Origin of the sequence: Corynebacterium casei LMG S-19264, from assembly GCF_000550785.1 — a bacterium.
GTDB lineage: Bacteria > Actinomycetota > Actinomycetes > Mycobacteriales > Mycobacteriaceae > Corynebacterium > Corynebacterium casei.
In genome coordinates, this window is the sequence record NZ_CP004350.1 from 1,406,704 (window position 1) to 1,432,216 (window position 25,513).

The window sequence follows — 25,513 nt, forward strand, 5'->3', positions numbered from 1 at the left end:
AAGAGCGTCCTTTCTTAGGAACTTAGGTGGTCAGAGTTTGGGATGTTAGAGAACCGGGCCGAGTTCGGTGGGGTAGAGGAAGCCATGGCGCACGAGGTCGGTGATGGCCGGCAGCGCTGCGGTGAGGAGCTCCTCAGAGTCGTAGTCATTGGCCACGGCATATAGCTCGATGGTCTCGCGCAGGTTGAGCCCTTGGGGGTTGAGTCCGGCGACGATGGAGGCAACGTGTTCATCCACTTCATGGGTCCACCGTGGTCCCTCGGTGCGGGTTAAGCGCATGGTTGTGCGGCTGAAACCGAAGCCGACTTCAGCATTGGCCAAGGCAATGTCCTCGCGGGCAACACCCGGGCGCAGGCCAAATTGCTTATCCCCAATTTCATCAGGCAGGAGATTGCGCAGCCAGGCAGAGCGCATGAAGTGCTCCTCGATTTCTGGCCCTAGGGCGTCGTCGAAAGCCTGCGAAATTTCTTCCGCCGTGACCTCAGAAGTCAAAGAGTCATCGATCCGCTGCAAGGCGACGAATCCGAAGCCAATTCCGGTGACGTCATTGTCGCGGAAGTGCTCCAGCCACAGCCGGGCGCGTTCACGGCCTTCATCGCTGCGCGGGTCGATGGATTCATCTTTGAGCCAGGTGGACACATACAGTGCTGGGTCTGCGACATCGCGCTGCAAGATCCAAGCGCTCACCCCGGTCTTCGGAATCCAGGAAGCAACGCGCTGCTGCCATGCACCATCGGAGGTGTGCACCCAGGCAGCTAACAAGTGCGCGGTACCACCGGGGTTGAGGTGCTCAGCGGCTTCGGAGATAACCAGCTCGCTGGCACCATCTAGATTGAGGCCAGAATCGCGATAGACGTGGCCTACTTCTGGCAGACCGACCACGAATGGTGGGTTGGCCACAATGCGGTCAAAGTGCTCTCCTGCGACTGGCTCAAACCAGCTGCCGTGGCGAAAGTCCACGTTCTTCGCACCCGTAGTGGCAATCGTTGCCTGCGCTAAGGCCAGCGCTCGCTCGTGGACGTCAGTGGCCACGATATTCTCCGCGCTGCCAAGCTGACCGAGTAGCTGCACACCAGAACCAGTGCCTAAGTCCAGCACGGAGTGAACCGGGGTGGTTGGGGTGGTGCGCAGCAGGGACAAACTCGCCGCCCCAACGCCGAGGACGTGGTCAGGGCCAGGGACATGCTCGACTACCGATGCATCAACGTCGGAGAACACCCAGCGGTTAGTGCCATCGATGATGTGGGACCGAATATCCAAAGCAATGCGGATTACCCCGTTGGGATCAGCAAGGGCAATGTTGGCATCGACAAGCTTTGTTGCAAGAACGGAGCCAACCGCCGCGGCCAAATCCGTGGCTGGTGCCGGCTGATGCAACAAAAATAACCTGATGAGCAGATCCATCTGCGTGTTTGCGCTGGTGGCGACCTCGACCGCTGCTGGCTCACCACGATAAAGCGCCTCGGTTGCCTGCGGGCCTAAATGCGCGGCGATGCCATGGGTATTAAACCCTGCTTCTGCAAAGACATCCACCAATTCCTGCGCGATGGAATGAAGTGGAACCTGCGGGTTAAGTGGCGGGCAAAAATCGGGCATCTATTTGTCCTTTGAAGAATTGGGGTTATCGGTATCTACATGGTCAATAATGTCAGATTCACGGCGCGGGGAGTCGGTGTATTCCAACTGAGGATTGTTACCCGCCGCTAATGCCTCTGCACGGGCCTGGCGGGCAAGCGCTGGCTTATAGGTGTTGCGCTCACGCGGGTCACGCTTTTGGCCCCGAGCATTGGCAAAGACCACAGCAATCCACGGCAGGGGAATGGTGATAGCGGAAATGAACGCGCCCAAAAGCCACGCGTTATAGGCATAGATGACCCACACCGTGAGAAGCAGCGAGGGAACACGCAGAAACATCAAAATGCCATAGCCGATCTCCCTGCGATGACGGTCTTGCCCAGGTGAAACCTCAGCGTCTGTGATCAACACAGACTCCTTACGTTTCCACCAGGGCTTGGCACTGGATTTGCCTTTGCCTTTATTTTGACCGGAACTCATGGTTTTCAAGCCTAGACCCAATCACCGCCCAAATTCGATACGGCCCTACCTGCGGCTTGCCCATTTGATGGGGTTTTGGGGCAAGATAGAGGGTGTGAGTACGACGACAAAGACTATTGAGAGACCAGACATCCGTGAGGATGTAAGCAACACCGACGATGACACCCCTAAGTTCTTTCACTACGTCAAAAAGAACCAGATTGTGGACTCCGCTGTGTCCGGCAAGATGGTTGTTGCGTTGTGCGGGGAGACCTTCCCGGTGACCAAACAAGCCAAGCCGGGTTCGCCGGTCTGCCCTGATTGCGAACGGATTTACAAGGGCCTGCGTCGAAAGTGAGTGCACAGACTTCCAGGAACAAGGGTCAACTACGTGCCTGGCAGCAAGCCGCACTTGATAAGTTTCTTGCCACCAAGCCGAAAGACTTCATGGCGGTGGCAACCCCGGGCGCGGGTAAGACTACTTTCGCGCTGCGCGTTGCAACCGAGCTTGTAGATTCGCGCACGGTTGAGCGCGTCATCGTGGTTGTGCCGACAGAGCACCTGAAGGTGCAGTGGTCGGCTGCAGCCGCACGCGTTGGTTTGTCGCTCGATCCGCATTTCACCAACTCGTCTGCCGTTAACCCTTCCTTCGACGGCATCGTGGTCACCTATGCGCAGGTGGGCATGCACCCGTTTAAGCACCGTGCGGTGGCATCTGCCCGGCGCACTTTGGTGATCTTGGATGAGATCCACCACGCTGGTGACGCCAAGAGCTGGGGCGATGGTGTGCGTGAGGCATATGACGATGTGGTGCACCGTTTGTCCTTGACCGGTACGCCTTTTCGTTCCGATGATTCGCAGATCCCGTTCGTGCGTTATGAAGAAGATGGGGAAGGGCATTTAGTATCGCGCTCTGACCACACCTATGACTACGGGCATGCGCTTGCCGATGGCGTCGTTCGCCCCGTAGTCTTTCTCGCCTATTCCGGTGAAGCCCGGTGGCGTACCTCCGCGGGTGAAGAGTTTGCTGCACGCCTGGGGGATCCGCTCAATCCTGAACAAACTGCGCGTGCGTGGAAGACTGCGCTGGACCCGCGCGGCGACTGGATTCCATCGGTGCTGCAGGCCGCGCACACGCGTTTGATGCAGATGCGCCGCAACATGCCTGATGCTGGTGGATTGGTTATCGCTACTGACACGACGACCGCGCGTGCATACGCGAAGATCCTCAAGGAGCTGTCCTCCACGCCAGTGTCGGTCATTTTGTCCGATGAGCCGGGCTCTTCTGACCGCATTCAGGAATTCTCTGATAGCCGCGATGAGTGGATGGTGGCAGTGCGCATGGTGTCTGAGGGAGTTGACGTTCCGCGCCTTGCCGTGGGTGTCTACGCAACCTCTGCATCGACGCCACTGTTTTTCGCGCAGGCGATTGGCCGTTTCGTACGTTCTCGTATGCCTGGTGAGACCGCATCTGTCTTCCTGCCGTCCGTGCCGCGCCTTTTGGGCCTGGCGGAGAACATGGAGAAATCCCGCGACCACGTGCTTGGCAAGCCGGATCGCCCAGACGACGGCTGGGATGATGATCTACTCGCGCAAGCGAACAAGGAACAGACCGAGCCCGACCTGGAACCGTCCTATGAGTCGATCGGTGCAGACGCTGAGTTCTCGTCACTTATCTACGACGGTTCCCAGTTCAACACCGCGGCACTGGATTCTGATGAAGACGCTGATTTCTTGGGCATCCCAGGACTGCTTGATGCGGACCAAGTTAAGGACTTGCTGCGTAAGAAGCAGGAAGAAGAAATGGATCAGCGCGCCGCTAAAGAACGCGAAGAACGCGCCGCCCAAGCAGCCGAGGAACACCGCCGCAAGATTCACGGACTGCCGTCCTCGCCTGCTAACCGGCGTCGCGCTTCAGGCAGTGACAGCGCAAGCACCGATGGCGATGCCCCAGTAGCAATTGATGAAGTAACAGAGTTGCGCAAAGAGCTCAACACGATTGTCTCCATCACTGCCGGACGCACAGGGCGCCCACACGGCGCCATCCACACTGAAGCACGTAAAGCCTGCGGCGGGCCGCCCACCGCATTGTGCAACGCCGACCAACTTCGCGAGAGAATCGAATACCTTCGCAAGTGGTAACACGCGCGCCGGGCCCGAATGTGAACGTGTTCCGCAGCAGCTGTGGGAGCAAGTTCATATCCCGGGTCGGTGACGCGGCGGGGATTATCGGTAAACTGTTTCACTACACGCTCGGGCACTAGCTGGCTCCATCTGCCATAAGCTTGATTTACCAACAACCGTAAGGATTATCTTCTATGTCTAACCCAAACAATAACCCGTACGACTCCACTGGAAACTCAGGCAATTACGGCGATAATCAGCAGCCTTATGGCGAACAACCAAGCGGTGACTCCTACGGCGCTGGCGACTATGGTTCCGGCTCGGGTCTTCCTAGCTACGGTTCGGGTGCTCAACAGGGCCCAGCAGGTTCCCAACCTGGCGGCTACCAGCAAGGTGCCGGTGGCTACCAGGAACCAAACTTTGGCAGCTATGAGCAATACCAGGGCTACCAGGGTGGCGGATTCGATGACGCGCCAGTGAAGAAGTCCGGCCTCGCCTTGGCTGCCTTCATCATCGGTATTATTTCCCTGCTGGCCACTATCACCGGCTTTTCCATCGTCCCAGGCCTCGTTGGCATCATCGTTGCGATTATCGCTCTGGTGGTCAACCGTAAGAAGCCAAAGGAAGCCCGCCGCACCTGGATGTCTGTCCTCGGCCTGATTTTCTCCATCATTGGTGTCATCGCAACCGTTTTGCTCTTCGGAATTGTGCTGGCAATCTTCGGTGACCCTGCGGTACAAGCCTGCTGGGATAACGCAGCTACCCAGGTTGAGTTCCAGGAGTGCTTCGAAGGCCTCGTGCAGTAACCTCAATCACCTGAATTAGCTTGTAAATTGCGTCCTGCAATAGCTCGGAGTAAAGCTAGTATGTAGCAAGACTGTGCACTACGTGTGCGCGCTCGGCGCCTGACACAGATTCGCTTGTGCGAAATACTGTGGCAGGCGCTGTTTCTGTGGGAAGAGCCAGCACAGTCGAACAATTTCATCGACAATACGAATAGCAAATCGAATAAGTTGCGATGAAGGGGAGAGGTACGCAGTGAGTGACGCGATACAGCCAGAGAAGAAGACACTGACAGTGGCTGACTGGTGGACCGCGTTTATTGCCGTCAACTCCACTGCCACCCGCTGGCCGGGCGCACTGCGCGCGGCACTAGCCATACTGATCCCCGGTAGCATCGCCATGCTCACTGGCGACAAAGAAGCCATTTTGCTCATTTGTGCCGGTGCATTCACCGTTATTTACGGCGAGGGCATTGTCTACCGCAAACGGTGGAAAGTCATGGCTGTTGCCGGCGCTTTGCTCTGGCTCGGCGCTTCCGTCGGCGCGCTCGTGGGTACCTTGGTGTTTGCTCCAGGCAACGGGCACTGGTGGCTATTGCTCACCGCGCTGTTCGTTACCGTTTTGGGTGCTGGTGTTGTCTTTATTCAAAACGCGTTGCGCCAGCCACCGCCGGGTGGCTTCTTCATTGTCATGGTCACCGGTGGTTCCACCATGTTGGCACGCTCGGGAATTGATCCACTGGAAGCAGCATTTTGGCCACTGACCGCAATTGCCACTGCCTTAGTACTGGGTATGCTGCCAGCGCTTATTGATCCTCACGGTCCAGAACGCGCCACCGTTGCCACGCTGGAGCGCACGGCTAAAGTCTTTGAAGAATCTAAAGATGATGAACTAGCACGCCACCACCAGGCACAGACCGCGCTAGCTACGGCGTGGGAAGCTCTTGCCGATGCCGGCATCGTCCGCGCCGGCCGCGTTGTTATCACCTCGCAAAGTGACCTGGTGGAGCGCACACTGAACGCGCAGCGGAGCATCGTTAAGCACAATCGCTCTGGCGTGGACGCTTCATCCGAGGCACTATTTGAATCCGCGAACCTGCTCGACCCAGAACGTACCGTCATACCGCACTCGCGACCCACCGCGCAGTATCGCATCTATAGGTCGTTGACAGCAGACAGTCATGCGATGGTCACCGCCAAGAAAGTCGCGGTAGCGGGCCTTGCTACCGGCGTCATTGGTGTGGCCTTGGGATTAAACCGCCCCGACTGGGGAGTTATCTCGGCCTTGCTGATTCTGCAGAACGGCCCAGAGAAAATCCCTGGCACCATCCGCGGCACCCACCGCGTGCTGGGCTCCATCTTGGGCCTGGGACTGTTTGCCTTGTTATACTTCTTTGGCGTTGAAGGCTGGACGCTGCTGGCTGCACTGGCAATCTGTCAGTTCTTTGCGGAAATTATGGTGGTCAAGAATTACGCCCTGTGTGTTATTTTCTCCACGCCGCTGGCGCTGCTCATGGGTGGTATTTCTGAACCACTCGGTGACTTGGTTGTCTCCCGCATCGCGGAAATCGCACTCTCAGTAGCATTCGCATTCCTGGTGCTGTGGTTTATGAGCAACGGCTCCAAGGCACGCGAATACATGCGCCTGCAATTGCGTAGCTACCAATCCATGTCCACCGTGCTGGGCAGCCTTCTGACGGGCAAACCCGATGACGCTCTGGTTCAGCGCCGCGACCTGCAATATGAGCTGTTGTCAGAGCGCCGCGCCATTCAAACTTTGGCACTGGACCACCCCGAACAAGCACAACAGCACTGGGAAAAGCACCGCGCTATCCAGCACGCTGGCTATCAAATCTTGGACTATTGCTCACTTAGCCCCAACGTGATGATGGAATACGGCGCATTGGGCACACTGATTGAGTCCGTCCGAAAGGTCGCACCGGCGCAATCCGGAAAGCAGTAGGCGGCATGAGGGCCGTTTTCAGCGCTCAGACGCCGTACCTGTGGATAATTTCGCCTGTTGCGGGACGCGTCAACGTAGTTATCCACAGATTTTCAGACTTCCTTTGGTGCCTGGTTGCGCTGTGGGTTTAGCGTCGAAGTTATGGAACTACTTCAGACACTCAAACACTTCTATACCCAGGGCATAGGCGTTCTCCGCATTGCTTACGAGCACTCTCCGTATGACTTGGAGAGCTTCGGCATTGCTCTACCTAAGGCAAAGGAATACGCCAAGCTCGCCGATAGCCTTCTCGGCCCTGCCGACTCTCCGCGCCTGCAGCGCGAATCAATAGTGCTGGCCGAACAACGCCAGTTAAGTCTTGACCATCTCGTGATGGTTAGTAGACACGCTAAGAAGCTCAAACAACGCGGCGCAGCCTGGAAACTGCGCGCCGAGCTTATCGCCCACGAGGGCTCGTACAAGGAAGTTAATGCCTACGGCAATCGCCGGGTGAAAGAAATCCAAGGTGAGAAGCCGAAAGAGCCCGGTGTAAAAGTGATCCAGGCTAAGAACGGCATGGTCACTATGACCGTGACTGATACCCAACGCCGCATCACTGATTTTACGAAAACCCTCGACGCGATAGAAACCACTGAGCAGCCGAGGAAGAAAGCACTGTTGGAAGCGTTTTGGAAACTTATTGACGGTGGCGGTGGCATACTCAAACCGCAATAACGCACGGTCATCGCTATCGGCCTGGATCAATCCGCGCAGATCATCCGTGGCGAAGGCGACGAGTCCATCATCGGCGCCTCCGACGGCACCACCATGACTGGTGCGGAAATCGTTAACCTTGCGATGTCCGGCGCCCTCGGCGACAAAATCTACGCCGGCCTCTTCCACCCAACTGCCGGGCCAGTCAACCTGTACGAGGCGCGCTTCGCGTCATTTAAGCAGCGAACCCTGGCCAAGACAGAAAATCTGGTGTGTCCATGGCCGGAATGCAATGTACCAGCAGATCGCTGCCAGGTGCACCACATCGATGCGCATAAGAATAGCGGTCAGACGAACCCTTCGAATCTCTCCACGCTGTGTGCTTATCACAACGGTGTGAACGATGATGGTGATGTTCCGGGCAAGAACTTCACCAGACCAAAACGCGGCCGGACGGTACGCCACCGCGGCAAGGTCAAACTCTTAACGCCGGGCGGAAGGCTCGTGAGCAACACGCATGATTTGAGCACGATGGGGGCAATGAACTTAATCTAGTAGCCCCGTGCCCCCGGCTTGGCTTTTGGCCTTGGAGAACTTTTTGGAGGACAATTTTTCGAGAAGTGCAGAGCGATCGCACCTGCTCTGGTTGATTGGTGAAAGTATTTCCTGCACAGAAACTTGTACTGTGCCACGATAGTGTTCATGCCTTCAACGATTTATCTTGTTGCGCCCGCTGGCCATCCAAATTTCGGTGATGAATATATCGTTTCAGCGTGGTTGCGCGAGCTATATCGCAGGCGTCCGCATGCCCAAGTCATCTTGGACTGCCATACACCCGGTATTGCCTCAATCCTGCACGCGAATGTGCATCCGCACCTGACGGTGACGGATACCCTGTGGCACCTGGCGCTCAAGTGCGCTTCACCGGAAGAAGTGGTGGAATCGCTGGGAAATACCTACTCCAAGCCTTTGCTGACCACTGGGATGAACTTGGCTAAGACCGCCGATATTGTGCACGTGCTCGGTGGTGGCTGGCTCAATGACACCTGGCCTCATCACCTCAAAGTGCTCGCCGGAGCGGCTTCATTGGGCAAAGACTTGAAAGTGATGACCGGGCAGGGTTTCATTCCGGGGGAGAAGAGTAAAGATGAGCTTGGGCGGTGGCTGAAGCGCTTTGATCATGTTGTGGTCAGAGACGAGCCTTCTCATGCGTTGTTCGCTGACGTCACACAGATGGACCGGGGTGTAGATGATGCATGGTTGGCGGCTGCGGAATCCACAACCCGCCACGGACTGGGCTGGGGTAATACCGATGCCCGCGAGCGAGACTTTGTCATAGCCGCGCAGTCAGACCTGCTTGGCATTGAGATCGAAGAACTCGCACAACGCATCATGCGGCAGCTCAAGCACTTCGGTGCGCAAGGACACCAGATTGCATATATCGAATGCATCCCTGAAGACGACTACAAGGTACTGGATGCACTTCGAGACATCGATGAAGACCTCATGCGGGAAACTCGAGTTATCGCATTTGATGAGCTGTGGGCATTTGGTCTGCCCACCCGTCAAGGACAAACCTGGATTTCCACCCGCTTTCATCCGCATCTTGTGGCGGCTGCGCGCGGCGTATCCGGCATTGCTATTTCCGTTCATGCTGGCATGTATTACTCGGTCAAGCATGCATCGGTAGGCTCGTCGTGGACAATCACGGACTTGCTTGTACCCGTTGAGGCCGGCGCGGGGCTCTCGCCCCAGCACGCCGACGAAAAGAAAGAGCAGGCTGAGGAGTTAGCCGAGCTTATTTACCCCATGACGCGGCGGCAGCAGGTCAAGATGGGCTTGAAAGACACCCTCCGCAGTGCAAAACGCCGCATCATCAAATAGGGCGATTAAGGCACGCGCTTGGTCCATTCTTCGGTGGAGTATTTCTCATCCACCAGGGTTTGCACGGCCTGCAAGTCAGCGTCTGTGAGTTCAACTTCTTGGGCGCCATAGCGGGTGGAAAAGACCGACTTGAGAGTCTGAATGATGTTCTCGCGGGAAGCGCCGGTCTGCCGGCGTAGCGGATCCACGCGCTTTTTCGCGCTGCGGATACCTTTATCAGAAATCTTGACCTTGCCAATGCGCAGAACCTGCGTCATCATGTCGGCGTCAATGTCATATGACATGGTGACGTGGTGCAACACAGCACCGCCACGACGCTTTTGCGCAGCGCCACCAATCTTGCCGCCGGTAGAGGTGATGTCATTGATGGGCACATACCAGGCATCCACGCCGTGTTCTTTCAGCGCGGCCAGACCCCAACGGTCAAGGTATTCATAGGATTGTTCGTAGCTCAGTCCGGCCACGAGGGATTCCGGAGCGTAGACGGAATAGGTGATGCAGTTGCCGCCTTCCATAAACATCGCGCCACCGCCGGACATACGGCGAACAACGGTCACGCCGTGTTCCTCCACGCCTTCGGGATGAAGCTCATTGACATAGGACTGGAAGCTGCCAATGACGGTGGCGCGGTCTTCCCAGTCCCAGATGCGCATGGTGGGTTTGCGCTCACCGTTGGCGACCTGTTCCAGGATCAGCTCATCCAACGCGACGTTGACTGGGGTGGGTAAGACGCCAGGATGCAGGATTTCCCATTCGAAATCTGTAAAGTCCTTCGCGCCAGTAACTGCACGTCGCACAGCTAGGGCCACGTCACTGGGCTGAAAGCCCTGCAGTTCCGCGCCGTCGAATTCAGCGAGGGCGGCATCAATCTTGTCGCGCAAACGATCCGCAGTATCGCTTGTCGATGCCCCCTTGAGCGCCCCGCTCAACGCAAAGAACGCCTCGTCTGGTTCGATGAAGAAATCACCCGAAATCTTTACATCGGTGATGGTGCTGCCGTCTGTATCAACGTCAACGACCACCAGTTTTCCACCCGGAACTTTTACTTCAAAATGCTTTGTCATAAGCCCCCACCCTAATGAATTTTCAAACTTTAGGTTGAGAGATCTCGTTCCAGCTTTGGGGGATCTGCTAGGCCTAAGAGACATAGTCCTAGCAGTGCAATTGTGGTGGACAATTAAATCGACTTGATTATCCAGATGTAGGTGCCGTAGGAGACGCGGTTTGAATATCTTCAGGGCGCGTCTTCAGCGTGCGGCTGGTGGAGAAAATTGCGGCGCCGATAAGGCCTACGATGGCGAACGCAAAGAAACCCCATGGGTAGGCAAAGCCTTGGGCAACCAGCAAGCCACCAAGCATCGGCCCGGAAATCGCACCTAAGCGTCCCACACCGGCCGATAGGCCCATCGCGGATGCTCGGACGGATGACGGGTGGTTTTCACCTACGAAGCCGTAGACCAGGACTTGGGAAGAGAAGACGAATACGCCGGTCAAGAAAATCATGATGTACAGCGCAATGAGCGGCAGTTTTACGGCAAGCAGCGCGAGGAAGACTGCGGATGCCACGAACCACACCAAACTCGTCTTGCGTGGGAGTACTTATCCGCAATCCGGCCAGAGATGAGCAGGCCAACCACAGCGCCGATATTGAGCACCATGAGGAAGGCAAGGGAATTGCCCAAATCATAATCAGCGTCGCGCATAATCTGCGGAAGCCAGGTGTTCATGCCGTAGACCAAGAGCAAACCCATAAAGGATGTGCCCCAGATAGCTAGGGTGTTGCGGCGGAAGGTTGGGCCAAGCAGAACCTTCATGGTGTTGTTGTTTTCAATTTCTGCCGCGTGTTTAACGCCCAATTCATCCTCCAATGGGATGTTGAACTGCGCGGCAATCGCCTTAGCCTGGTCGACCCTGCCAACTGTCTTTAAATACTGCGGTGACTCTGGCAGCAGGAAGTACATTGCTGGGACCAGGACGAGCGCTGGTAGTGCACCCGCAATAAACAGTGAGTGCCAGCCCAGTGGCTCAATCATGATGATGCCCAAAAACGCGGTGGCAACGGCGCCCACGTGGTAACCAGTCATCAACGTTGTTGAGGCAGAACCAGACTTGGTGGCACCACGGAATTCTGTCACCAGTGCAATAGCTGTTGGCAACGCGCCACCGAGACCCGCGCCCGCGAGGAAACGCAAAATGACGAACAAGCTCACGCTGTTAGTAAAGGCGAGGAAGAAGGTGAAGATGGAAAAGAGTGTTACCGCCAGCATGAGAACGCGCCGACGGCCGAACTTATCGGTGAGGAAAGAGATAATGAGCGCACCGAGCATCATGCCCACCAAGCCGGCGGTGGAGACGAGTGTTGCTTCGGCTGCGCCAAAGTTCCATCGCGTGTCTTCCATCATGGACGGAATGGCAACGCCCAAGACCACAAGGTCGAATCCATCGAGCAGCATTGCCAACCAGCACAGCACCGTGATGACAGCGGGTTTCTTAGCGCCGCGTGCGGCACGCACTGCGGCTGAAGAAGTAGAAGTAGATGAGTTCATGCGTTAGGAGGCCTTCCTTTTTGAAGGGGACTTAGATGGCAGGGAAGTCCCAGCCGACGTATTGCTGCGCAAGAAGCTGGCGGCCGGCGTCGGAGGACACAACGGTGGAAAGCTCCGCTAGGCGGCGGTCGGTGTGGAAGGCAGAGGTCAATTCGTCTTCTGCTGGTACCGAGTGCAGCATTGATGACATCCAGTAGCTAAAGTGCTGGGTCTTCCATACGCGCGGCAAGGCCCGATCGGTGTAGGTGCTCAGCAGCGAGCTTTCAGACTTTTTACCGCCTGGACCAAGCCCGGAGCCAAGGCGCAGATATCCGCCATGGCAAGGTTGAGGCCCTTCGCACCGGTAGGCGGCACGGTATGCGCGGCATCGCCGGCAATGAACAGCCGCCCGCGCTGCATTGGGTCAGTTACTGCGGAGCGAAAACGCAACACAGCCTTGTCAGTGATCTCACCTTCGGACACAATCACGCTGTCCGAATCGGCGCGAAGGTGCAGTTGCTCCCAGATGCGCTCATCCGGCCACATCCCAGGTGTGTCACTGGGAGTGCACTGCAGGTAGTAGCGCTGCACGGATTCCGAACGCGTGGAAATCAGCGCGAAACCTTCTGGGTGGGTTGCATAGATGAGCTCTGGTGCGGTTTGCGGTGCGTGGACCATCATCCCAAACCAGGCGAAGGGGTACTCGTGCTTCATGCGGCGCCCATCTTCGCCAGTAATCAGCTTGCGAGTAAGCGAATTGGAACCATCAGCGCCCACAACATAGTCGGCGCTTAGAACCGACTCGCTGCCATCGGCCGTGCGGTAATGCACCTTCGGATTGTCGGACTCGTGGTCTTCGATGGAGGTGACTTCGGTGTTGAACCAGACTTCGCCGCTGTCGCTCAGGCGCTTGGCAATAAGGTCAATGAGCACCTCGTGCTGTGGATACACCGCGACATGTTTGCCGGTGTATTTAGCAAAGTCAATGCGGTGGCTTTCACCCGCGATGGAGATAGATATGCCTTCATCGATTTCTGCTTCTCGGTCCAGGCGTTCTCCCACACCGGTCTTGCGCAGCAGGTTGATGGTGCCTTGTTCTAGGATGCCGGCGCGCACAGTGGTCTCAACTTCTTCGCGGGATTGCTTTTCGATGACCACAGATTCCACGCCCTGCAAGTGGAGCAGATGCGAAAACATTAGTCCTGCCGGCCCGGCGCCCACGATTGCTACCGGGGTATGTGATGATTCTGAACGCGAATGGATGCCCATATTCATGCCTCTTTCGAACTAGGTCTTTAACGACCGAAACCAGGGAGAGGAGAGGTCTCTATCTCCCACTGAAGCAACGGAAGTAAAAGTAGTGATAGAGACAATATAGTCAATGTGCGCAGTATGGGGTCACAATTCGCTATGCGAACATGGGCCCTGGACGTTGACCTATGACCTGCACTTGAATGTGCCCTAAAGGTGGCGGTGGAATTATGGGGGCGGATTACTGGGGTGAAATATATCCCGCAGTAGACCTTTTCGTGCTTGAAATCATGCCGAGAACCGCCATTGATCGCTGAGAAAAAACATCGATTAATTAAGGTGGCGAGGAGCAAAGTCATATGTAATACTCGTAATTGTCAGCGCGCGGCCCCCGGTCCTTCACCCCCGATAGTTCCGGAGCGAGCCCCCTGACACGGAGACACTAGGACACCCCCCCGAGCCTGGTGTCTCCACTTAAGTTTTCACCCCAAACCGTGCCCAAATCTGAGACGGCGCGTGCGTAAGATGATGAGAAATACCGTTCAGACTCACCCGACGCAATCATGATTGGAAAACGTGGGCATGGACTTTCAAGAGTACGCATCCGAAATACTTCGGGGAGAAAAGATTCGCCTCCGCCCGCTGCAAGAAGGCGATCTTCCGCGGCTTGCTGCATGGTGGAATGATCCTGCGTGGATGGTCCTTCAGCAAGCGGCCATCTTCCCAACTCCCGAAGCATCAACCATTGAGATGTTCCGCAATTGGAGTGGCAATGATAATCCTCGAGGATTTGGCTTCTCTATTGAAGACATTGAGAGCGGCAAGCTACTTGGCCACGTCGCCGTCTGGGGAGTAGATCCGGTGGTTCGCGCAGGAACTCTCGGAATCATCATCGGCGGCGAATTCGTAGAGCAAGGCTTCGGCACAGATACGATGCGGGTTGTGCTCCGATACGCCTTTGAAGAACTTGGTCTAAACAAAATTGAGCTAAACGTCTGGAGATTCAACACACGTGCATTGCGCACCTACGAACGTGTTGGGTTTGTCGTTGAAGAAACTCGACGCGCGGCTGCATTCCACGCCGGAAAATTCTTGTCACAGATCCACATGGGGATTCTCAGGAGCGAATATCTCGAGGCACGCCAAAAGCCCTAATTCTCGAACCTCCACGGCGAGTGAAGGAAGTAAGAATCAGGGCTTAAAACGACAGGGAGGACTAGGCGTCTAGTCCAAGTAGTCGCGCAGAACCTGCGAACGCGATGGGTGGCGAAGCTTCGACATCGTCTTCGACTCAATCTGGCGAATACGTTCACGAGTAACACCGTAAACTTGACCGATTTCGTCTAAAGTACGCGGCATGCCGTCGGTCAGGCCGAAGCGAAGGCGTACAACGCCTGCCTCGCGCTCAGACAGAGTAGTCAACACGTCTTGGAGCTGATCCTGGAGCAGGGTGAACGAGACTGCATCGACAGCAATGACTGCCTCGGAGTCCTCAATGAAGTCACCCAGCTGGGAATCGCCCTCATCACCAATAGTCTGGTCAAGAGAAATTGGCTCACGAGCGTACTGCTGGATCTCCAGCACCTTTTCCTCGGTGATATCCATTTCCTTCGCCAACTCCTGCGGGGTTGGCTCGCGGCCCAGATCCTGCAACAGCTCACGCTGGATTCGGCCGAGTTTGTTGATGACCTCAACCATGTGGACCGGGATACGAATAGTACGTGCCTGGTCTGCCATAGCGCGGGTAATAGCCTGACGGATCCACCACGTAGCGTAGGTAGAGAACTTGTAGCCCTTGGTGTAGTCGAACTTCTCGACTGCTCGGATAAGGCCCAGGTTGCCTTCCTGGATCAAATCCAAGAATGCCATGCCGCGGCCGGTGTAGCGCTTAGCCAGCGAAACAACCAGACGAAGGTTTGCTTCCAGCAGGTGGTTCTTAGCCTTGCGGCCATCACGGGCAATCCAACGAAGGTCGCGCTTTTGCGCAGGCGACAGCTTCGCAGCCGCGTCACCTTCCGCAATCAAGCGCTCCATGTCATCGAGACGGTGCTGTGCGTACAAGCCCGCCTCAATGCGCTCCGCGAGAGAAACCTCTTGCTCAGCATTCAGCAGCGCAACTTTACCGATCTGCTTCAGATAAGCACGGACGGAGTCAGCCGAAGCGGTGAGCTCAGCGTCCTTACGCGCCTGACGCAAGGTTGCGGATTCGTCCTCGTCCCAAACGCTAGCGCCAGCGTCCTCCTCGGACTCTTCCTCATCCTCCTCGGCTTCGAGCTCTTCATCCGGCTCGCCGAATTCGCCCTCATCCATCTCCGCTGCATCAGGATCGAAATCAGTTTCTTTCTGATCTACGTCTTCCTCGTTTGCGTCGACTTCCTGCTCTTCCAATGCCTCTTCGTCATCGGATTCTGCAGAAGCCTTCTCAGGAGAAGTTGCCTTTGAAGCTGCAGACTTACGGACAGTCTTTTTGGCCGTAGTCTTGCGAGCGGTTTTCTTAGCGGTCTTTTTGGCCGTTTTCTTCGCCGTCTTCTTAGCGGTTTTCTTGGCCGTTTTCTTCGCCGTCTTTTTGGCAGGGGTCTTTACTGCAGGAGCTTCCTCTGCACCCTCGCTGAAAGCCTGGTCTGAAGATTCAGTGGCTGCCACGTACGCCCTTTCGCCTAGACATGATTTGTTTGAAACTTAACACGCAGATTGCATAAAACCTGGATTTACACCCTCTAGGTGCGACAAATAATTAAAACGCCGAAGAGGGTGTTTTAATTTCCTGCCGCCAGATGAGAGGGGGTTGCAGTACTAACTGCATATCCCATCGCGTGCGGAGTTGCTCAATATTGAACGGTCGACCGCCCAGTATAGATGATGAATAAACATCATTGCCAGAACGGGTCGGCATTCTTACTATTATAGAGCGCTTTTTGAAATATTGGTTTGGACACTCAACATAATTGCTTATGGCGCGATGTCACGAGTAACGGCCATCGCCGCGCCGATGATTCCTGCCTTATTGCGTAGATGAGCAGGAACAACCTCAGTCTTGATGGTCAAATGCGGTCCCCATTTTTCAAAGCGCCGCGAGATTCCTCCGCCGATAATGAACAGGTTCGGATTAAACAGCGCCTCATACTCGTGCAGCACGCGATTAACGTGCTTCGCCCACTTCTTGAACGATAGATCCTTGTCTTCTTTGACCGCCGATGATGCTTGGTGTTCTGCCTCATCATCGCCGACGATGAGATGTCCAAGTTCCGCGTTCGGCCACAACTTTCCGTCCAGCAATAAGGCTGAACCAATACCGGTGCCAATGGTGAGGAAGATGACTGGCCCTTCTTTTGCCTTGGTATCGCCGAAAGCAACCTCTGCCAGGCCGGCCGCGTCGGCATCGTTAAGCACTGAAATGTGCCTATCGGAACCTAGGTGGCGGTGGAAGAGCTCGTAGGCATCCACCCCAATCCATGACTTATCAACATTGGCCGCTGAGAGGACCATCTGACCTTTCACGATGGAAGGCAAGGTGATGCCAACCGGGCCCTCCCAACCTGCCTGCTCCACGATTTCTGCCACCGTGGATGCGACTGCCTCGGGAGTTGCCGGTTTCGGGGTTGAAATCTTGATGCGGTCTCCAACAAACTCGCCGGTGTCTAAATTGACTACGGCGCCTTTGATGCCAGAGCCGCCCACATCAATGCCAAAAGAAGTTTTCATGCGCACAAGTTTACAGAAGTGCACAATGGTTGGTATGACTGAAATCAATGTGCGTGAATTTCGTGACTATGCCGCAGGTCTAGCGCAACAGGCCGCGTCCCTCATTTTGACGAAGCGGGCTGAGATTACCGCGACCGATGACATTCGTTCGCACAGCCAGACAAAGACTTCTGCAGTCGACCCTGTCACCGAAGTAGATACTGCGGCTGAAGCGTTCATCGTGGACAGCATCCACCGCGATCGACCCGATGACGGAATCATTGGCGAAGAGGGTGCCGATATACCATCAAAATCTGGCGTCTCGTGGGTTATTGACCCCATCGATGGCACAGTGAATTTCATGTATGGGCTGGGGGAGTACGCAGTCTCAATCGGCGCAATGGTCGATGGGCAATATGTTGCCGGCGTGGTTATCAATGTGGTGAAGCAAACCTTGTACTCCGCCGCCGTGGGCCACGGTGCGACCGTGACCTATCGCGACGGCACAAGCACCATCTTGCGCTGCCGCCAAGAAACCGATCCACAGCTTTCTCTCATCGCCACTGGCTTTGGATATACCCAGACACGTCGCTCCGGACAGGCGAAAATCCTCCAAGAGGTACTACCACAAGTTCGTGACATCCGGCGCATGGGCTCAGCTGCCCTTGATATGTGCCGGGTTGCCGAGGGCACAGTGGATGCCTACTACGAACATGGCGTGAAGATTTGGGATGTTGCTGCCGGCATCGTGATTGCACGTGAAGCAGGCGCTCAAGTGCGAGTGCCGGAAGTGTGGGAGAAAAACTCGGCCCGCGGCACACTGGTGTGGGCAGCATCAGCTGAATTAGCTCCTGCATTTGAACGGCTGCTTTCTTCCGTTGGTGCGAACGGCGAAATTGACTAGTTTTTAAGCCTCAAAATATTGGGTCAGACTTGAACGGCCCAGCAATTTTCACCCGCAGTAGGGGTAAAATCACATCACCGTTCGCTACCAGAGAACCTGCAGGTGAGGCTAAAAAATTGCGAGAAGAATATACGTGGTGGGGGTAAAAATCATACTTTGAAGCGTCAACGAGTATGACAGATGCAAAAATGTCCTTTAGTATGCGCGATCGACGAAACGTAAACCGTATGTTTAACGCTATTTAAGGACGCATCTATGGCAACCGATTACGACGCACCACGTCGTCGAGTTGAGGACGAGCTCGAGACCGACTCTCTGGAAGGTCTCAAGGCTGCTGAAAACGACAACAACGGCATGGACGACGACGGAGAAATCGTTGAGCCGTTTGAGCCACCAACAGTGGACCTCACCGGCGAAGAGCTCAACGTGACTGTTATCCCACGCCAGGAGAACGAGTTCACCTGTTCTTCTTGCTTTATCGTGCAGTCAAACAAGCGACTCTCACATGAGGAAGACGGCCAGCCAATCTGCCTTGACTGCGCTTAGTCACTGCTTAGTCTGCATTGAGGTTTAGTTCTCAATAACGCAAAAGCGGCATCCCATTCTGGTGGGATGCCGCTTTTGCAACTCTCGAAACTATGTGAAGTGCTTCGAGGAATTATCTAATTCTCGAGGTCCTTGATTGCATGGTCTGCTTGTCCCGGAAGGAAAGCTCGCAGCAGCGCCTCGGGGTTCTTGGAGCTGACAAGCCAATAAGGCGTTGGATCCTCTGGGTCATCAAGCACCAACATAACCAATTCATTAACCCACTGGTGTGAGACAAGAAAAGCTGCTGGGTCTAATTGCGGCCCCAATGCGCTGCGGCGCGCAGTCTTTGGAACCGCCAAGCTGCGCGACACGATATCGTTCGGCAATTGAGCGCCCTTGACCGTGATCCACCGGGTTCCATCCGGATCTTTTTCGACTTTGATGATCGTGCCGGACATGGAATACAACGCCCAAGCCATCAAGCCGAAAGCAATAAGGAACGTGATGATCGGCCAGATATCCATGCGGTTGATCCCCACAGTCGTCGCAAGCAACCCCGCTACAAACGCAGCTGCCAGCCACCAGTACCAAGGAACCCATTGATGTTCCTGGTATAAAACCTCGGCATTTTCGCCGGATGTTGTGCTGTCTGGTGTGGAATTAGCTGATGAAGTCACAAAACACTAGTGTACTTGTTTCCTATTTTTTAGCGAACTACCTTGACCTACGCCACATCGCTAAGTGTCATGCCCGCTAGGTACGCCAAAATTCTGCTGGAGAAGCCAGAAGAACACCGTTGTTAATCCAATTCTTATGCTTTTAACGGCGCTCTATGGTGATGTTCGCATGAGAGTGACGGTATGGTGTGGGACGTGAATGGATGCGACAAAATGACTGAGAACCTCGACAAAGCTGGCGCGCCAGCAGGTGCGCCAGCAGGTGCGCCAGCGCCGCTTGGTGATGTAGCAATTAAGCGTTTGGATAAGGAATTGCCTCTGCCGCACCGCGCCCACCGTGGTGACGCTGGTGCCGACCTTTACGCTGCTGAGGCCGTGACTCTGCAGCCGGGGGAGCGTGCACTTGTAGGAACCGGCATCGCTATCGCGCTGCCGCTGGGCACCGTCGGCCTTATTCATCCACGTTCTGGGCTAGCGGCTAAGCAAGGCCTGAGCGTTGTCAACACTCCGGGAACCGTAGATGCGGACTACCGCGGCGAGATTAAAGTCTGCTTGATTAATCATGACCGCCACGAGCCAATTGAGATCACGCGCGGGATGCGTATTGCACAGCTGGTCATTCAACGTGTTGAGCTCGTGGACTTTATTGAAGTTGAAGAACTCGATCACACCGTTCGCGGCGCAGGCGGCTACGGCTCCACGGGCGTTTAGATGGCGTAACTGCGTCTACCCACCTTTGAGCGGCGGTTGCAAAAGCGATGAAAAGTCGAAGAAATTGCGTTTGGACGATGAAAGTTTCTGCGGCTTCGTTAGGCTGGGTAGAAATACTTAAATATTTGCACTGGCTTTTGGCACGGGATTTTCGCTCTTCACGCCACGGCCGCACCAATAGAACTGATTCAATACAGATTGATAATTTCATCTGAAGGGATGATCACACGTTATGGCACTTTGGCCTTTCGGAAAGAATAAGAAGCAAGACAAAGAAGACCAAGCTGCACAGGCAGCTGAGGAAACCCGCGCTGCATCTGCTGGTGCTGTGGAAGACACCAGTGACACTGGTTCAGAGGGATTAGCGGACGAGCAAGCATTGGGAGCAGATAGCGCAGCGCCATCTGATACCCCAGGTGATGCTGCCGCTGCACAAAACCTTGAGGTAACCGTTCACCCGCATGACGCCATCAATGGCGATATGGGGCCATTCGACGGCGACTCCGTAGATATTGAAACCTTTGACTTCTCGGAATTCTCCAACGGCATTCTGGATTTGAAGTCCATGAAGATTCCACTACCGAAGAAGTCCCAGGTGCAGGTGGAGATGGGCCCCAAGGGGCCGAAGATGCTTCACGTCATTACTGAGCACGGGCGTATTACCCCAGTCGCATTCGCTGCACCACGGTCTAGTGGTCAGTGGGAGTCTTCCGTCGGCGAATTGGTAGCAAATATCCATAAAGACGGTATGGACACCGAACTAGAAGATGGCCCTTGGGGTACTGAAATCGTTGCCCAGAATGCCAACGGAATGATTCGCATCATCGGCATCGAAGGTCCTCGTTGGCTGCTGCGTCTCACTTTGGCTGCGCCAACTGGCAAGGAAGAAGGCTTGACCGAGCTTGCTCGTGAAGTAGCCTCCCGTGTATTCGTCTACCGCGGAGATGACCCAATGCTGGCGGGTAACTCCTTGCCAGTGACCATGCCGCCACAGCTGGTGAAGCAAGTACAAGACGAGATGGAACGCCGAAAGAGCCAGGACTCTTCGCAGCAGACGAAGCCTGAGCAAAGTACTTCCGCTGCCAATAAAGCTTCGCAAGAAGCTGCAGCCCGTCAGCTTTTCCAGATGCTCGGCGGGAATGCAGCGGCACAGGCTGAGAAGAATAACCAGCCAACTGCCGCGGAAGCAGCAGCAAAGAACTCCGAGAATCATCCGGAAAATGAGCCTGATGTGCCATCAGATTCACACGACGATGGTGTCGACGATACCGATAAAGGTACCGACTCCAAGTAGAGTGAACCTATCTCTAGCGCCCGAGCAAACGCAATCATGCTTGCATAGGGCGCTAATTTTTACTGTTCGATTGTGAAGGCAACTTATTAACGGTGAATAACCCAATTGAAGAAGACAGCAACGCTTCCGGTGCTGCTCATTCCAAAGCCAGCGCCAAAGCTAAAGCCAAACCAGAAAAGAAGCCGATTGAAGAGCAGACTCTGCTGGAACAAATGGGAGGCTGGCAAGGTCTAGTTTCTACGACTTTGCCAATTCTGGTGCTGGTACCTGTTAACAGCAGGTGTGGACTCGGCCCTGCGCTGATCGCAGCACTAAGCGTTGCTCTGCTTATTCTTGTATGGCGTATCATCCGCAAGGAAACTATCCAGCCGGCTATTTCTGGCTTCTTAGGTGTTGCCTTCTGTGCTGCTATTGCGTGGTTTACCGGTGATGCAAAGGGCTACTTCCTCTATGGCATCTGGGCTTCATTGGTCTTCGCCGTAATTGCTTTTGCGACAGTCTTGTTCAAATGGCCCGCAGTAGGCGTTATTTGGAAGGGTATTAACGGCGAGGATATGACCTGGCAGCGTGTTGCCAGTGCACGTCGGTCATACTCAATCGCGACGCTTGGATGGGTAGTTATTTTCCTGGCCAGGTTCTTTGTCCAGAACAATCTGTACAACTCAGCAGATACCGCGACACTGGGCGTGGTGCGCATCCTCATGGGCTGGCCACTTACTGGTGTTGTGACCATTTTGACGATCTGGATGGTTCGCCGCGCCAACAAGGCAGTGGAAGAAGCCATTGCACGTGGGGAAGTGACCCCGAAACCTAAGGTTTCAACCACCGAAGAGACTAACCCCGAGCAGTCCAATGGCAGCGACGAGCACGCCGATCTAGCTAATGAAGAAGATGGAATTTCCGCAGGTGGAGATGCTGAAGTAACAGCTGAGACAATCACGGAAACACATCCTGAAGACACTATGAGAAACAACGAGGACGGACGATGAGCGAAAAAGTAAGTCCACAGAACAACGACAATGCGGCTGCCGATGCAGCAGCAAACTCCGCGCCAGCTATCCAGGTAGGAGATACCTTTGAGTTGACCATCGAGCGCATGGCTCATGGAGGTGAAGGTATCGGCGTTGCACCTGATGGCCGCGTGGTCTTCGTGCAGGGCGGATTCCCAGGTGATGTTGTAAGCACTCAAGTGAGCAAGGCAAAGAAATCATTTGCACACGCAGTGTTGAAATCAGTCGTTAGTGCAGGACCACACCGCACAACGTCATCATGTCCAGCCGCTGAGCTTGGTGCAGGCTGTTGTGACTTCGCCGAACTTGCTCCGACATCAGAAATTGGCATCAAGCTAGACGTTTTGGTGGACCAGCTGCATCGTGTAGCAAAAACTAACGATATCCCTGATATTGACACCATCAACCTCAACCCACAGCGCGGATGGCGCACTCGCGTGCGACTTGGTGTCGACGAGCAGGGACGTGCTGGTACCCGCAAGCGTGGTTCGAATGAGATTGTGCATGAAGTTCCGTGTACACAATTGGTTCCCGGCCTTGTTGATGGCCTCGTTGGCGCGGATGCGCGTCGATTTACTCCAGGTGCAGAGGTTATCGCTGTTCTTGACAGTGATGGCAAACGTCACGTTGTGGAAACATCGAAAGCCCCGCGTGGTCGGCGCGTGGAGAAAGTCACCACCGTTATCGAAGGCAGCGGTGACGTTAACCAAGAAGCTGATGGACACCGGTTCCATTTCCCGGCAACCGCATTCTGGCAGGCACATGTCGACGCGCCAGATACCTATTCCACCGTTATCCGTGAGTTCTTGAAGGATTGCCCACAAACTGTGGGCCGTGAGCCACTTGGTTGGGACTTGTACGGTGGCGTCGGCGTCTTCGTTCCGGCAATTGCGCGAAGCCTCGGCTCTCCTCAAAAGCCTGCGCGTGTAATCTCAGTGGATTACTCTCCAGCGGCTACTGCGCTGAACCAATCGGATCTTGAACAATATGAGGTCGATGTTGTTTCAGACCGCGTGGAAAAGGTCGCAGCTCAGCTTCCTGGCCCAACCGCCGTTGTTATGGACCCACCACGCACCGGTGCTGGCAAAGATGTTGTATCTACCGTTGCATCCGTATCGCCACAGCGCGTTGTCCACGTGGGTTGTGACCCGGCAACATTTTCTCGCGATATCGGCTACTGGAATGAGCATGGTTTCCGCATGCAGCGTCTCACACTCGTGAATGCTTTCCCAGGCACGCACCACTTTGAGGTGATTGCACTTCTGGAGCCAGGCGTTGCAGAACAAGAAGACTCTGAGAATGAGGAAGCTTCAGCGCAGTAGCGCTTTCGCCGACAGGTCTACGTTTGTTTGACCCCGCACGTATTTTCCGATGAATCATTCACGTTTTCTACCTTTCCCGGGGTACGGTGGAACCTAAAAGATCGCGCCCCGTAGCCGGCGGAAGTACCGTATATATTCACGAGCCGCGCGTGATAAACGTGAATTCTTCACACATTTTGCCCAGCACCGTCTTTAGTAAAGGGGTTCTAAACACTCCATGGGAATTCTCAATAAGGTGACCTCACCTCAAGACCTGAAGAGTTTGTCCGATGACAAAGTCGAGGAACTTGCCGCAGAGATCCGTCAATTCCTCATTGACAAGGTCTCAGTCACGGGTGGGCATCTCGGCCCTAACCTCGGCGTAGTTGAGCTGACTATTGCTTTGCACCGCGTTTTTGATTCTCCACGCGATCCCATTGTGTTTGATACCTCGCACCAGTCTTATGTGCACAAGATTCTGACCGGACGCGCTGACCAGTTCGATACTTTGCGTCAAAAAGATGGCCTGTCTGGATACACAGACCGCGGCGAATCTGAGCATGACTGGACTGAATCTTCCCATGCTTCCGCAGCGATTTCCGTGGTTGATGGACTGAGCAAGGCATTTCGCATTAAGGGGGAGTCTCGTCGAAACGCAATCGCGGTCGTCGGCGATGGCGCACTTACCGGCGGCATGTGCTGGGAAGCGTTGAACAACGTCTCGGCGGACAATGAACGTAATGCGGTTATCGTAGTCAACGATAACGGCCGTAGCTACTCACCAACCATCGGCGGTCTGTCAGAGAACCTAGGGCGAATTCGCGCCCAACATGGCTATGACGAGCTGATGGAGCACGGCAAAAAGACGTTGAAGTCTTTGGGCTGGGTTGGCAATCGCACTTTCGATGCACTGCGCGCATTTAAGGAAGGCGTGAAGTCATCGGTCTTGCCAACTGAGATGTTCCCTGAGTTGGGCATGAAGTATATTGGCCCTGTCAACGGCCATGACCTTGAGGCGCTTGATCACGCACTCAGCTACGCGCGTGACTATGAGGGACCAATCATTGTCCACGTGGTGACTGAGAAGGGCCACGGCTTCGCTCCCGCGGTTAATGAGCCTCAGGATCAGATGCACTCCACCGGCGCGATTGATCCAGTCACTGGTGTTCCAAAAGGAAAGAGCCAGCCAGGTTGGACTGCAGTATTTTCTGAAGAGCTCATTGCGGCAGCGGAAAAGCGCGACGACATCGTTGCCATTACCGCAGCGATGGCTGGTCCAACCGGCCTGATGCCTTTTGCTGATAAATTCCCGGACCGCTTCTTTGACGTGGGCATTGCAGAACAGCACGCGATGGCGTCAGCTTCTGGCCTCGCATTGGGTGGCCTTCACCCAGTGGTTGCTATCTACTCAACCTTCTTGAACCGTGCGTTTGATCAGCTCTTGATGGATATTGCTCTTTTGAAGCAGCCAGTGACCATTGTCCTGGACCGCGCGGGTGTCACTGGCTCGGACGGCGCTAGCCATAACGGTGTGTGGGACATGTCTTTGACCACCATTATTCCGGGCATTCATGTTGCGGCACCACGCGATGGACAGCGTCTGCGGGAGCTATTCCAGGAGTCTTTGGACATTGATTCCGGCCCATCAGTCGTGCGTTTCCCAAAGGGCAACTTGCTGGAGGATATGGATGCCGTTGCGACTACCGATGACGGCGTGGACATTCTCTATGAGTCCTCGGAAGAAGTCTCGGACGAAGAGTCCGCGAAGAAGGTTCTGATCATCTCCATTGGTGCGATGGCTGCGCGTTCACTGGGCGCAGCTGACATCCTGGAAGGAAAGGGAATGTCCGTCACCGTGGTTGACCCACGCTGGCTGTGCCCGGTTGCACCATCGCTGATTGAAATGGCCGATGCCCACGACATCGTCGTTGTGGCAGAAGACGGCATGATGCGCGCAGGTGTTGGCTCACTTTTCGACGAAGCGTTCTCAGCGGCTGAAGTAGATACTCCGCTGCGCCGAGTAGCTTTCCCAAGCATCTTCCCGAAGCACGGCTCACGCGGTGAAGTTCTTGAAGAGGTTGGTATGGATGCCGAAGGCATTGCAGCAACCGTTACTGAGTGGGTAGACAATCTACACTAGCGGCCTGCATT

19 protein-coding genes and 3 pseudogenes are annotated in these 25,513 nt (G+C 55.1%); 14 read left to right on the forward strand and 8 right to left on the reverse strand.

Features of this window, described 5'->3' with window-relative positions:
* Positions 1-45: 45 nt before the first annotated feature.
* Complete coding sequence (locus tag CCASEI_RS06480; RefSeq protein WP_025387484.1) at positions 46-1,596, reverse strand: DUF7782 domain-containing protein; 1,551 nt, start codon at positions 1,594-1,596, stop codon at positions 46-48.
* The gene (locus tag CCASEI_RS06485; RefSeq protein ID WP_006821807.1) at positions 1,597-2,055 is read right to left on the reverse strand and encodes a DUF3099 domain-containing protein; all 459 of its coding nucleotides are present in this window, start codon (positions 2,053-2,055) and stop codon (positions 1,597-1,599) included.
* 67 nt (positions 2,056-2,122) lie between these two features.
* Between CCASEI_RS06485 and CCASEI_RS06490 the strand changes: the two genes are divergently transcribed.
* From CCASEI_RS06490 to CCASEI_RS06515, 6 genes and pseudogenes are all read left to right on the forward strand, one after another.
* On the forward strand, positions 2,123-2,392 hold the full coding sequence (locus CCASEI_RS06490) for a DUF3039 domain-containing protein (protein WP_035094310.1): 270 nt from the start codon (positions 2,123-2,125) through the stop codon (positions 2,390-2,392).
* The gene (locus CCASEI_RS06495; protein ID WP_025387486.1) at positions 2,389-4,176 is read left to right on the forward strand and encodes a DEAD/DEAH box helicase; all 1,788 of its coding nucleotides are present in this window, start codon (positions 2,389-2,391) and stop codon (positions 4,174-4,176) included. Before CCASEI_RS06490 ends, CCASEI_RS06495 begins: the two co-directional genes overlap by 4 nt.
* A gap of 176 nt (positions 4,177-4,352) precedes the next feature.
* Positions 4,353-4,964: a DUF4190 domain-containing protein gene (locus CCASEI_RS06500; protein ID WP_006821810.1), complete on the forward strand. Its 612-nt coding sequence runs from the start codon at positions 4,353-4,355 to the stop codon at positions 4,962-4,964.
* A gap of 232 nt (positions 4,965-5,196) precedes the next feature.
* Positions 5,197-6,903 carry an FUSC family protein gene (locus tag CCASEI_RS06505; protein WP_025387487.1) on the forward strand — a complete coding sequence of 569 codons (1,707 nt, stop codon included), beginning with the start codon at positions 5,197-5,199 and terminating at the stop codon, positions 6,901-6,903.
* Between the two features lie 141 nt (positions 6,904-7,044).
* Positions 7,045-8,151: pseudogene (locus tag CCASEI_RS06510) on the forward strand (HNH endonuclease signature motif containing protein).
* 147 nt (positions 8,152-8,298) lie between these two features.
* On the forward strand, positions 8,299-9,480 hold the full coding sequence (locus CCASEI_RS06515; RefSeq protein WP_038575024.1) for a polysaccharide pyruvyl transferase family protein: 1,182 nt from the start codon (positions 8,299-8,301) through the stop codon (positions 9,478-9,480).
* 5 nt (positions 9,481-9,485) lie between these two features.
* Here the strand turns inward: CCASEI_RS06515 and CCASEI_RS06520 are convergent, their stop codons facing one another.
* The 3 genes and pseudogenes from CCASEI_RS06520 to CCASEI_RS06530 all read right to left on the reverse strand — a co-directional run bounded on the left by CCASEI_RS06520 (position 9,486) and on the right by CCASEI_RS06530 (position 13,202).
* Positions 9,486-10,544, reverse strand: a complete 1,059-nt coding sequence (locus tag CCASEI_RS06520; protein ID WP_025387489.1) for a lipoyl protein ligase domain-containing protein — start codon at positions 10,542-10,544, stop codon at positions 9,486-9,488.
* Between the two features lie 127 nt (positions 10,545-10,671).
* Positions 10,672-11,933: pseudogene (locus tag CCASEI_RS06525) on the reverse strand (MFS transporter).
* 124 nt (positions 11,934-12,057) lie between these two features.
* Positions 12,058-13,202: pseudogene (locus tag CCASEI_RS06530) on the reverse strand (4-hydroxybenzoate 3-monooxygenase).
* A gap of 636 nt (positions 13,203-13,838) precedes the next feature.
* Here CCASEI_RS06530 and CCASEI_RS06535 point away from each other — a divergent pair.
* On the forward strand, positions 13,839-14,411 hold the full coding sequence (locus CCASEI_RS06535) for a GNAT family N-acetyltransferase (RefSeq protein WP_006821817.1): 573 nt from the start codon (positions 13,839-13,841) through the stop codon (positions 14,409-14,411).
* A 69-nt stretch (positions 14,412-14,480) separates the two neighbouring features.
* Here CCASEI_RS06535 and CCASEI_RS06540 read toward each other — a convergent pair whose 3' ends face one another.
* Both CCASEI_RS06540 and ppgK read right to left on the reverse strand, forming a co-directional pair.
* The gene (locus CCASEI_RS06540; protein ID WP_006821818.1) at positions 14,481-15,899 is read right to left on the reverse strand and encodes an RNA polymerase sigma factor; all 1,419 of its coding nucleotides are present in this window, start codon (positions 15,897-15,899) and stop codon (positions 14,481-14,483) included.
* 306 nt (positions 15,900-16,205) lie between these two features.
* Positions 16,206-16,958, reverse strand: a complete 753-nt coding sequence (gene ppgK / locus CCASEI_RS06545; protein WP_025387490.1) for a polyphosphate--glucose phosphotransferase — start codon at positions 16,956-16,958, stop codon at positions 16,206-16,208.
* Positions 16,959-16,992: 34 nt separating this feature from the next.
* Between ppgK and CCASEI_RS06550 the strand changes: the two genes are divergently transcribed.
* Both CCASEI_RS06550 and CCASEI_RS06555 read left to right on the forward strand, forming a co-directional pair.
* Positions 16,993-17,841, forward strand: coding sequence for an inositol monophosphatase family protein (locus CCASEI_RS06550; RefSeq protein WP_174401646.1), 849 nt, complete (start codon positions 16,993-16,995; stop codon positions 17,839-17,841).
* A 255-nt stretch (positions 17,842-18,096) separates the two neighbouring features.
* Positions 18,097-18,387: a DUF4193 domain-containing protein gene (locus CCASEI_RS06555; RefSeq protein WP_006821822.1), complete on the forward strand. Its 291-nt coding sequence runs from the start codon at positions 18,097-18,099 to the stop codon at positions 18,385-18,387.
* Positions 18,388-18,503: 116 nt separating this feature from the next.
* Here CCASEI_RS06555 and CCASEI_RS06560 read toward each other — a convergent pair whose 3' ends face one another.
* Positions 18,504-19,046 (reverse strand): DUF3093 domain-containing protein, encoded by a 543-nt coding sequence (locus CCASEI_RS06560; RefSeq protein ID WP_006821823.1) that lies wholly within the window; start codon positions 19,044-19,046, stop codon positions 18,504-18,506.
* A gap of 213 nt (positions 19,047-19,259) precedes the next feature.
* Here CCASEI_RS06560 and dut point away from each other — a divergent pair, with 213 nt between their 5' ends.
* From dut to dxs, 5 genes are all read left to right on the forward strand, one after another.
* A complete protein-coding gene (dut, locus tag CCASEI_RS06565; RefSeq protein ID WP_025387492.1) occupies positions 19,260-19,757 on the forward strand; it encodes a dUTP diphosphatase in 498 nt (165 codons plus the stop codon).
* Positions 19,758-19,989: 232 nt separating this feature from the next.
* Positions 19,990-21,051 carry a DUF3710 domain-containing protein gene (locus CCASEI_RS06570; RefSeq protein ID WP_006821825.1) on the forward strand — a complete coding sequence of 354 codons (1,062 nt, stop codon included), beginning with the start codon at positions 19,990-19,992 and terminating at the stop codon, positions 21,049-21,051.
* 212 nt (positions 21,052-21,263) lie between these two features.
* On the forward strand, positions 21,264-22,040 hold the full coding sequence (locus CCASEI_RS06575) for a DUF3159 domain-containing protein (RefSeq protein WP_081466608.1): 777 nt from the start codon (positions 21,264-21,266) through the stop codon (positions 22,038-22,040).
* Entirely contained in the window at positions 22,037-23,383 is a 1,347-nt protein-coding gene (locus CCASEI_RS06580; protein WP_025387493.1) for a class I SAM-dependent RNA methyltransferase, read from the forward strand. The genes CCASEI_RS06575 and CCASEI_RS06580 overlap by 4 nt, the downstream gene beginning before the upstream one ends.
* A 217-nt stretch (positions 23,384-23,600) precedes the next feature.
* Positions 23,601-25,502 (forward strand): 1-deoxy-D-xylulose-5-phosphate synthase, encoded by a 1,902-nt coding sequence (gene dxs, locus CCASEI_RS06585; RefSeq protein WP_025387494.1) that lies wholly within the window; start codon positions 23,601-23,603, stop codon positions 25,500-25,502.
* Positions 25,503-25,513 lie beyond the last annotated feature (11 nt).

Excerpts from the sequence above, each read along its gene's own strand:
- CCASEI_RS06520 (WP_025387489.1), bottom strand. The coding sequence starts at position 10,544 with ATGACAAAGCATTTTGAAGTAAAAGTTCCGGGTGGAAAACTGGTGGTC.
- dut (WP_025387492.1), top strand. The coding sequence starts at position 19,260 with ATGACTGAGAACCTCGACAAAGCTGGCGCGCCAGCAGGTGCGCCAGCA.
- CCASEI_RS06550 (WP_174401646.1), top strand. The coding sequence starts at position 16,993 with ATGACTGAAATCAATGTGCGTGAATTTCGTGACTATGCCGCAGGTCTA.
- dxs (WP_025387494.1), top strand. The coding sequence starts at position 23,601 with ATGGGAATTCTCAATAAGGTGACCTCACCTCAAGACCTGAAGAGTTTG.
- CCASEI_RS06575 (WP_081466608.1), top strand. The coding sequence starts at position 21,264 with ATGGGAGGCTGGCAAGGTCTAGTTTCTACGACTTTGCCAATTCTGGTG.
- CCASEI_RS06500 (WP_006821810.1), top strand. The coding sequence starts at position 4,353 with ATGTCTAACCCAAACAATAACCCGTACGACTCCACTGGAAACTCAGGC.
- CCASEI_RS06570 (WP_006821825.1), top strand. The coding sequence starts at position 19,990 with ATGGCACTTTGGCCTTTCGGAAAGAATAAGAAGCAAGACAAAGAAGAC.
- ppgK (WP_025387490.1), bottom strand. The coding sequence starts at position 16,958 with ATGAAAACTTCTTTTGGCATTGATGTGGGCGGCTCTGGCATCAAAGGC.
- CCASEI_RS06485 (WP_006821807.1), bottom strand. The coding sequence starts at position 2,055 with ATGAGTTCCGGTCAAAATAAAGGCAAAGGCAAATCCAGTGCCAAGCCC.
- CCASEI_RS06515 (WP_038575024.1), top strand. The coding sequence starts at position 8,299 with ATGCCTTCAACGATTTATCTTGTTGCGCCCGCTGGCCATCCAAATTTC.
- CCASEI_RS06555 (WP_006821822.1), top strand. The coding sequence starts at position 18,097 with ATGGCAACCGATTACGACGCACCACGTCGTCGAGTTGAGGACGAGCTC.
- CCASEI_RS06580 (WP_025387493.1), top strand. The coding sequence starts at position 22,037 with ATGAGCGAAAAAGTAAGTCCACAGAACAACGACAATGCGGCTGCCGAT.
- CCASEI_RS06535 (WP_006821817.1), top strand. The coding sequence starts at position 13,839 with ATGGACTTTCAAGAGTACGCATCCGAAATACTTCGGGGAGAAAAGATT.
- CCASEI_RS06490 (WP_035094310.1), top strand. The coding sequence starts at position 2,123 with ATGGGGTTTTGGGGCAAGATAGAGGGTGTGAGTACGACGACAAAGACT.
- CCASEI_RS06480 (WP_025387484.1), bottom strand. The coding sequence starts at position 1,596 with ATGCCCGATTTTTGCCCGCCACTTAACCCGCAGGTTCCACTTCATTCC.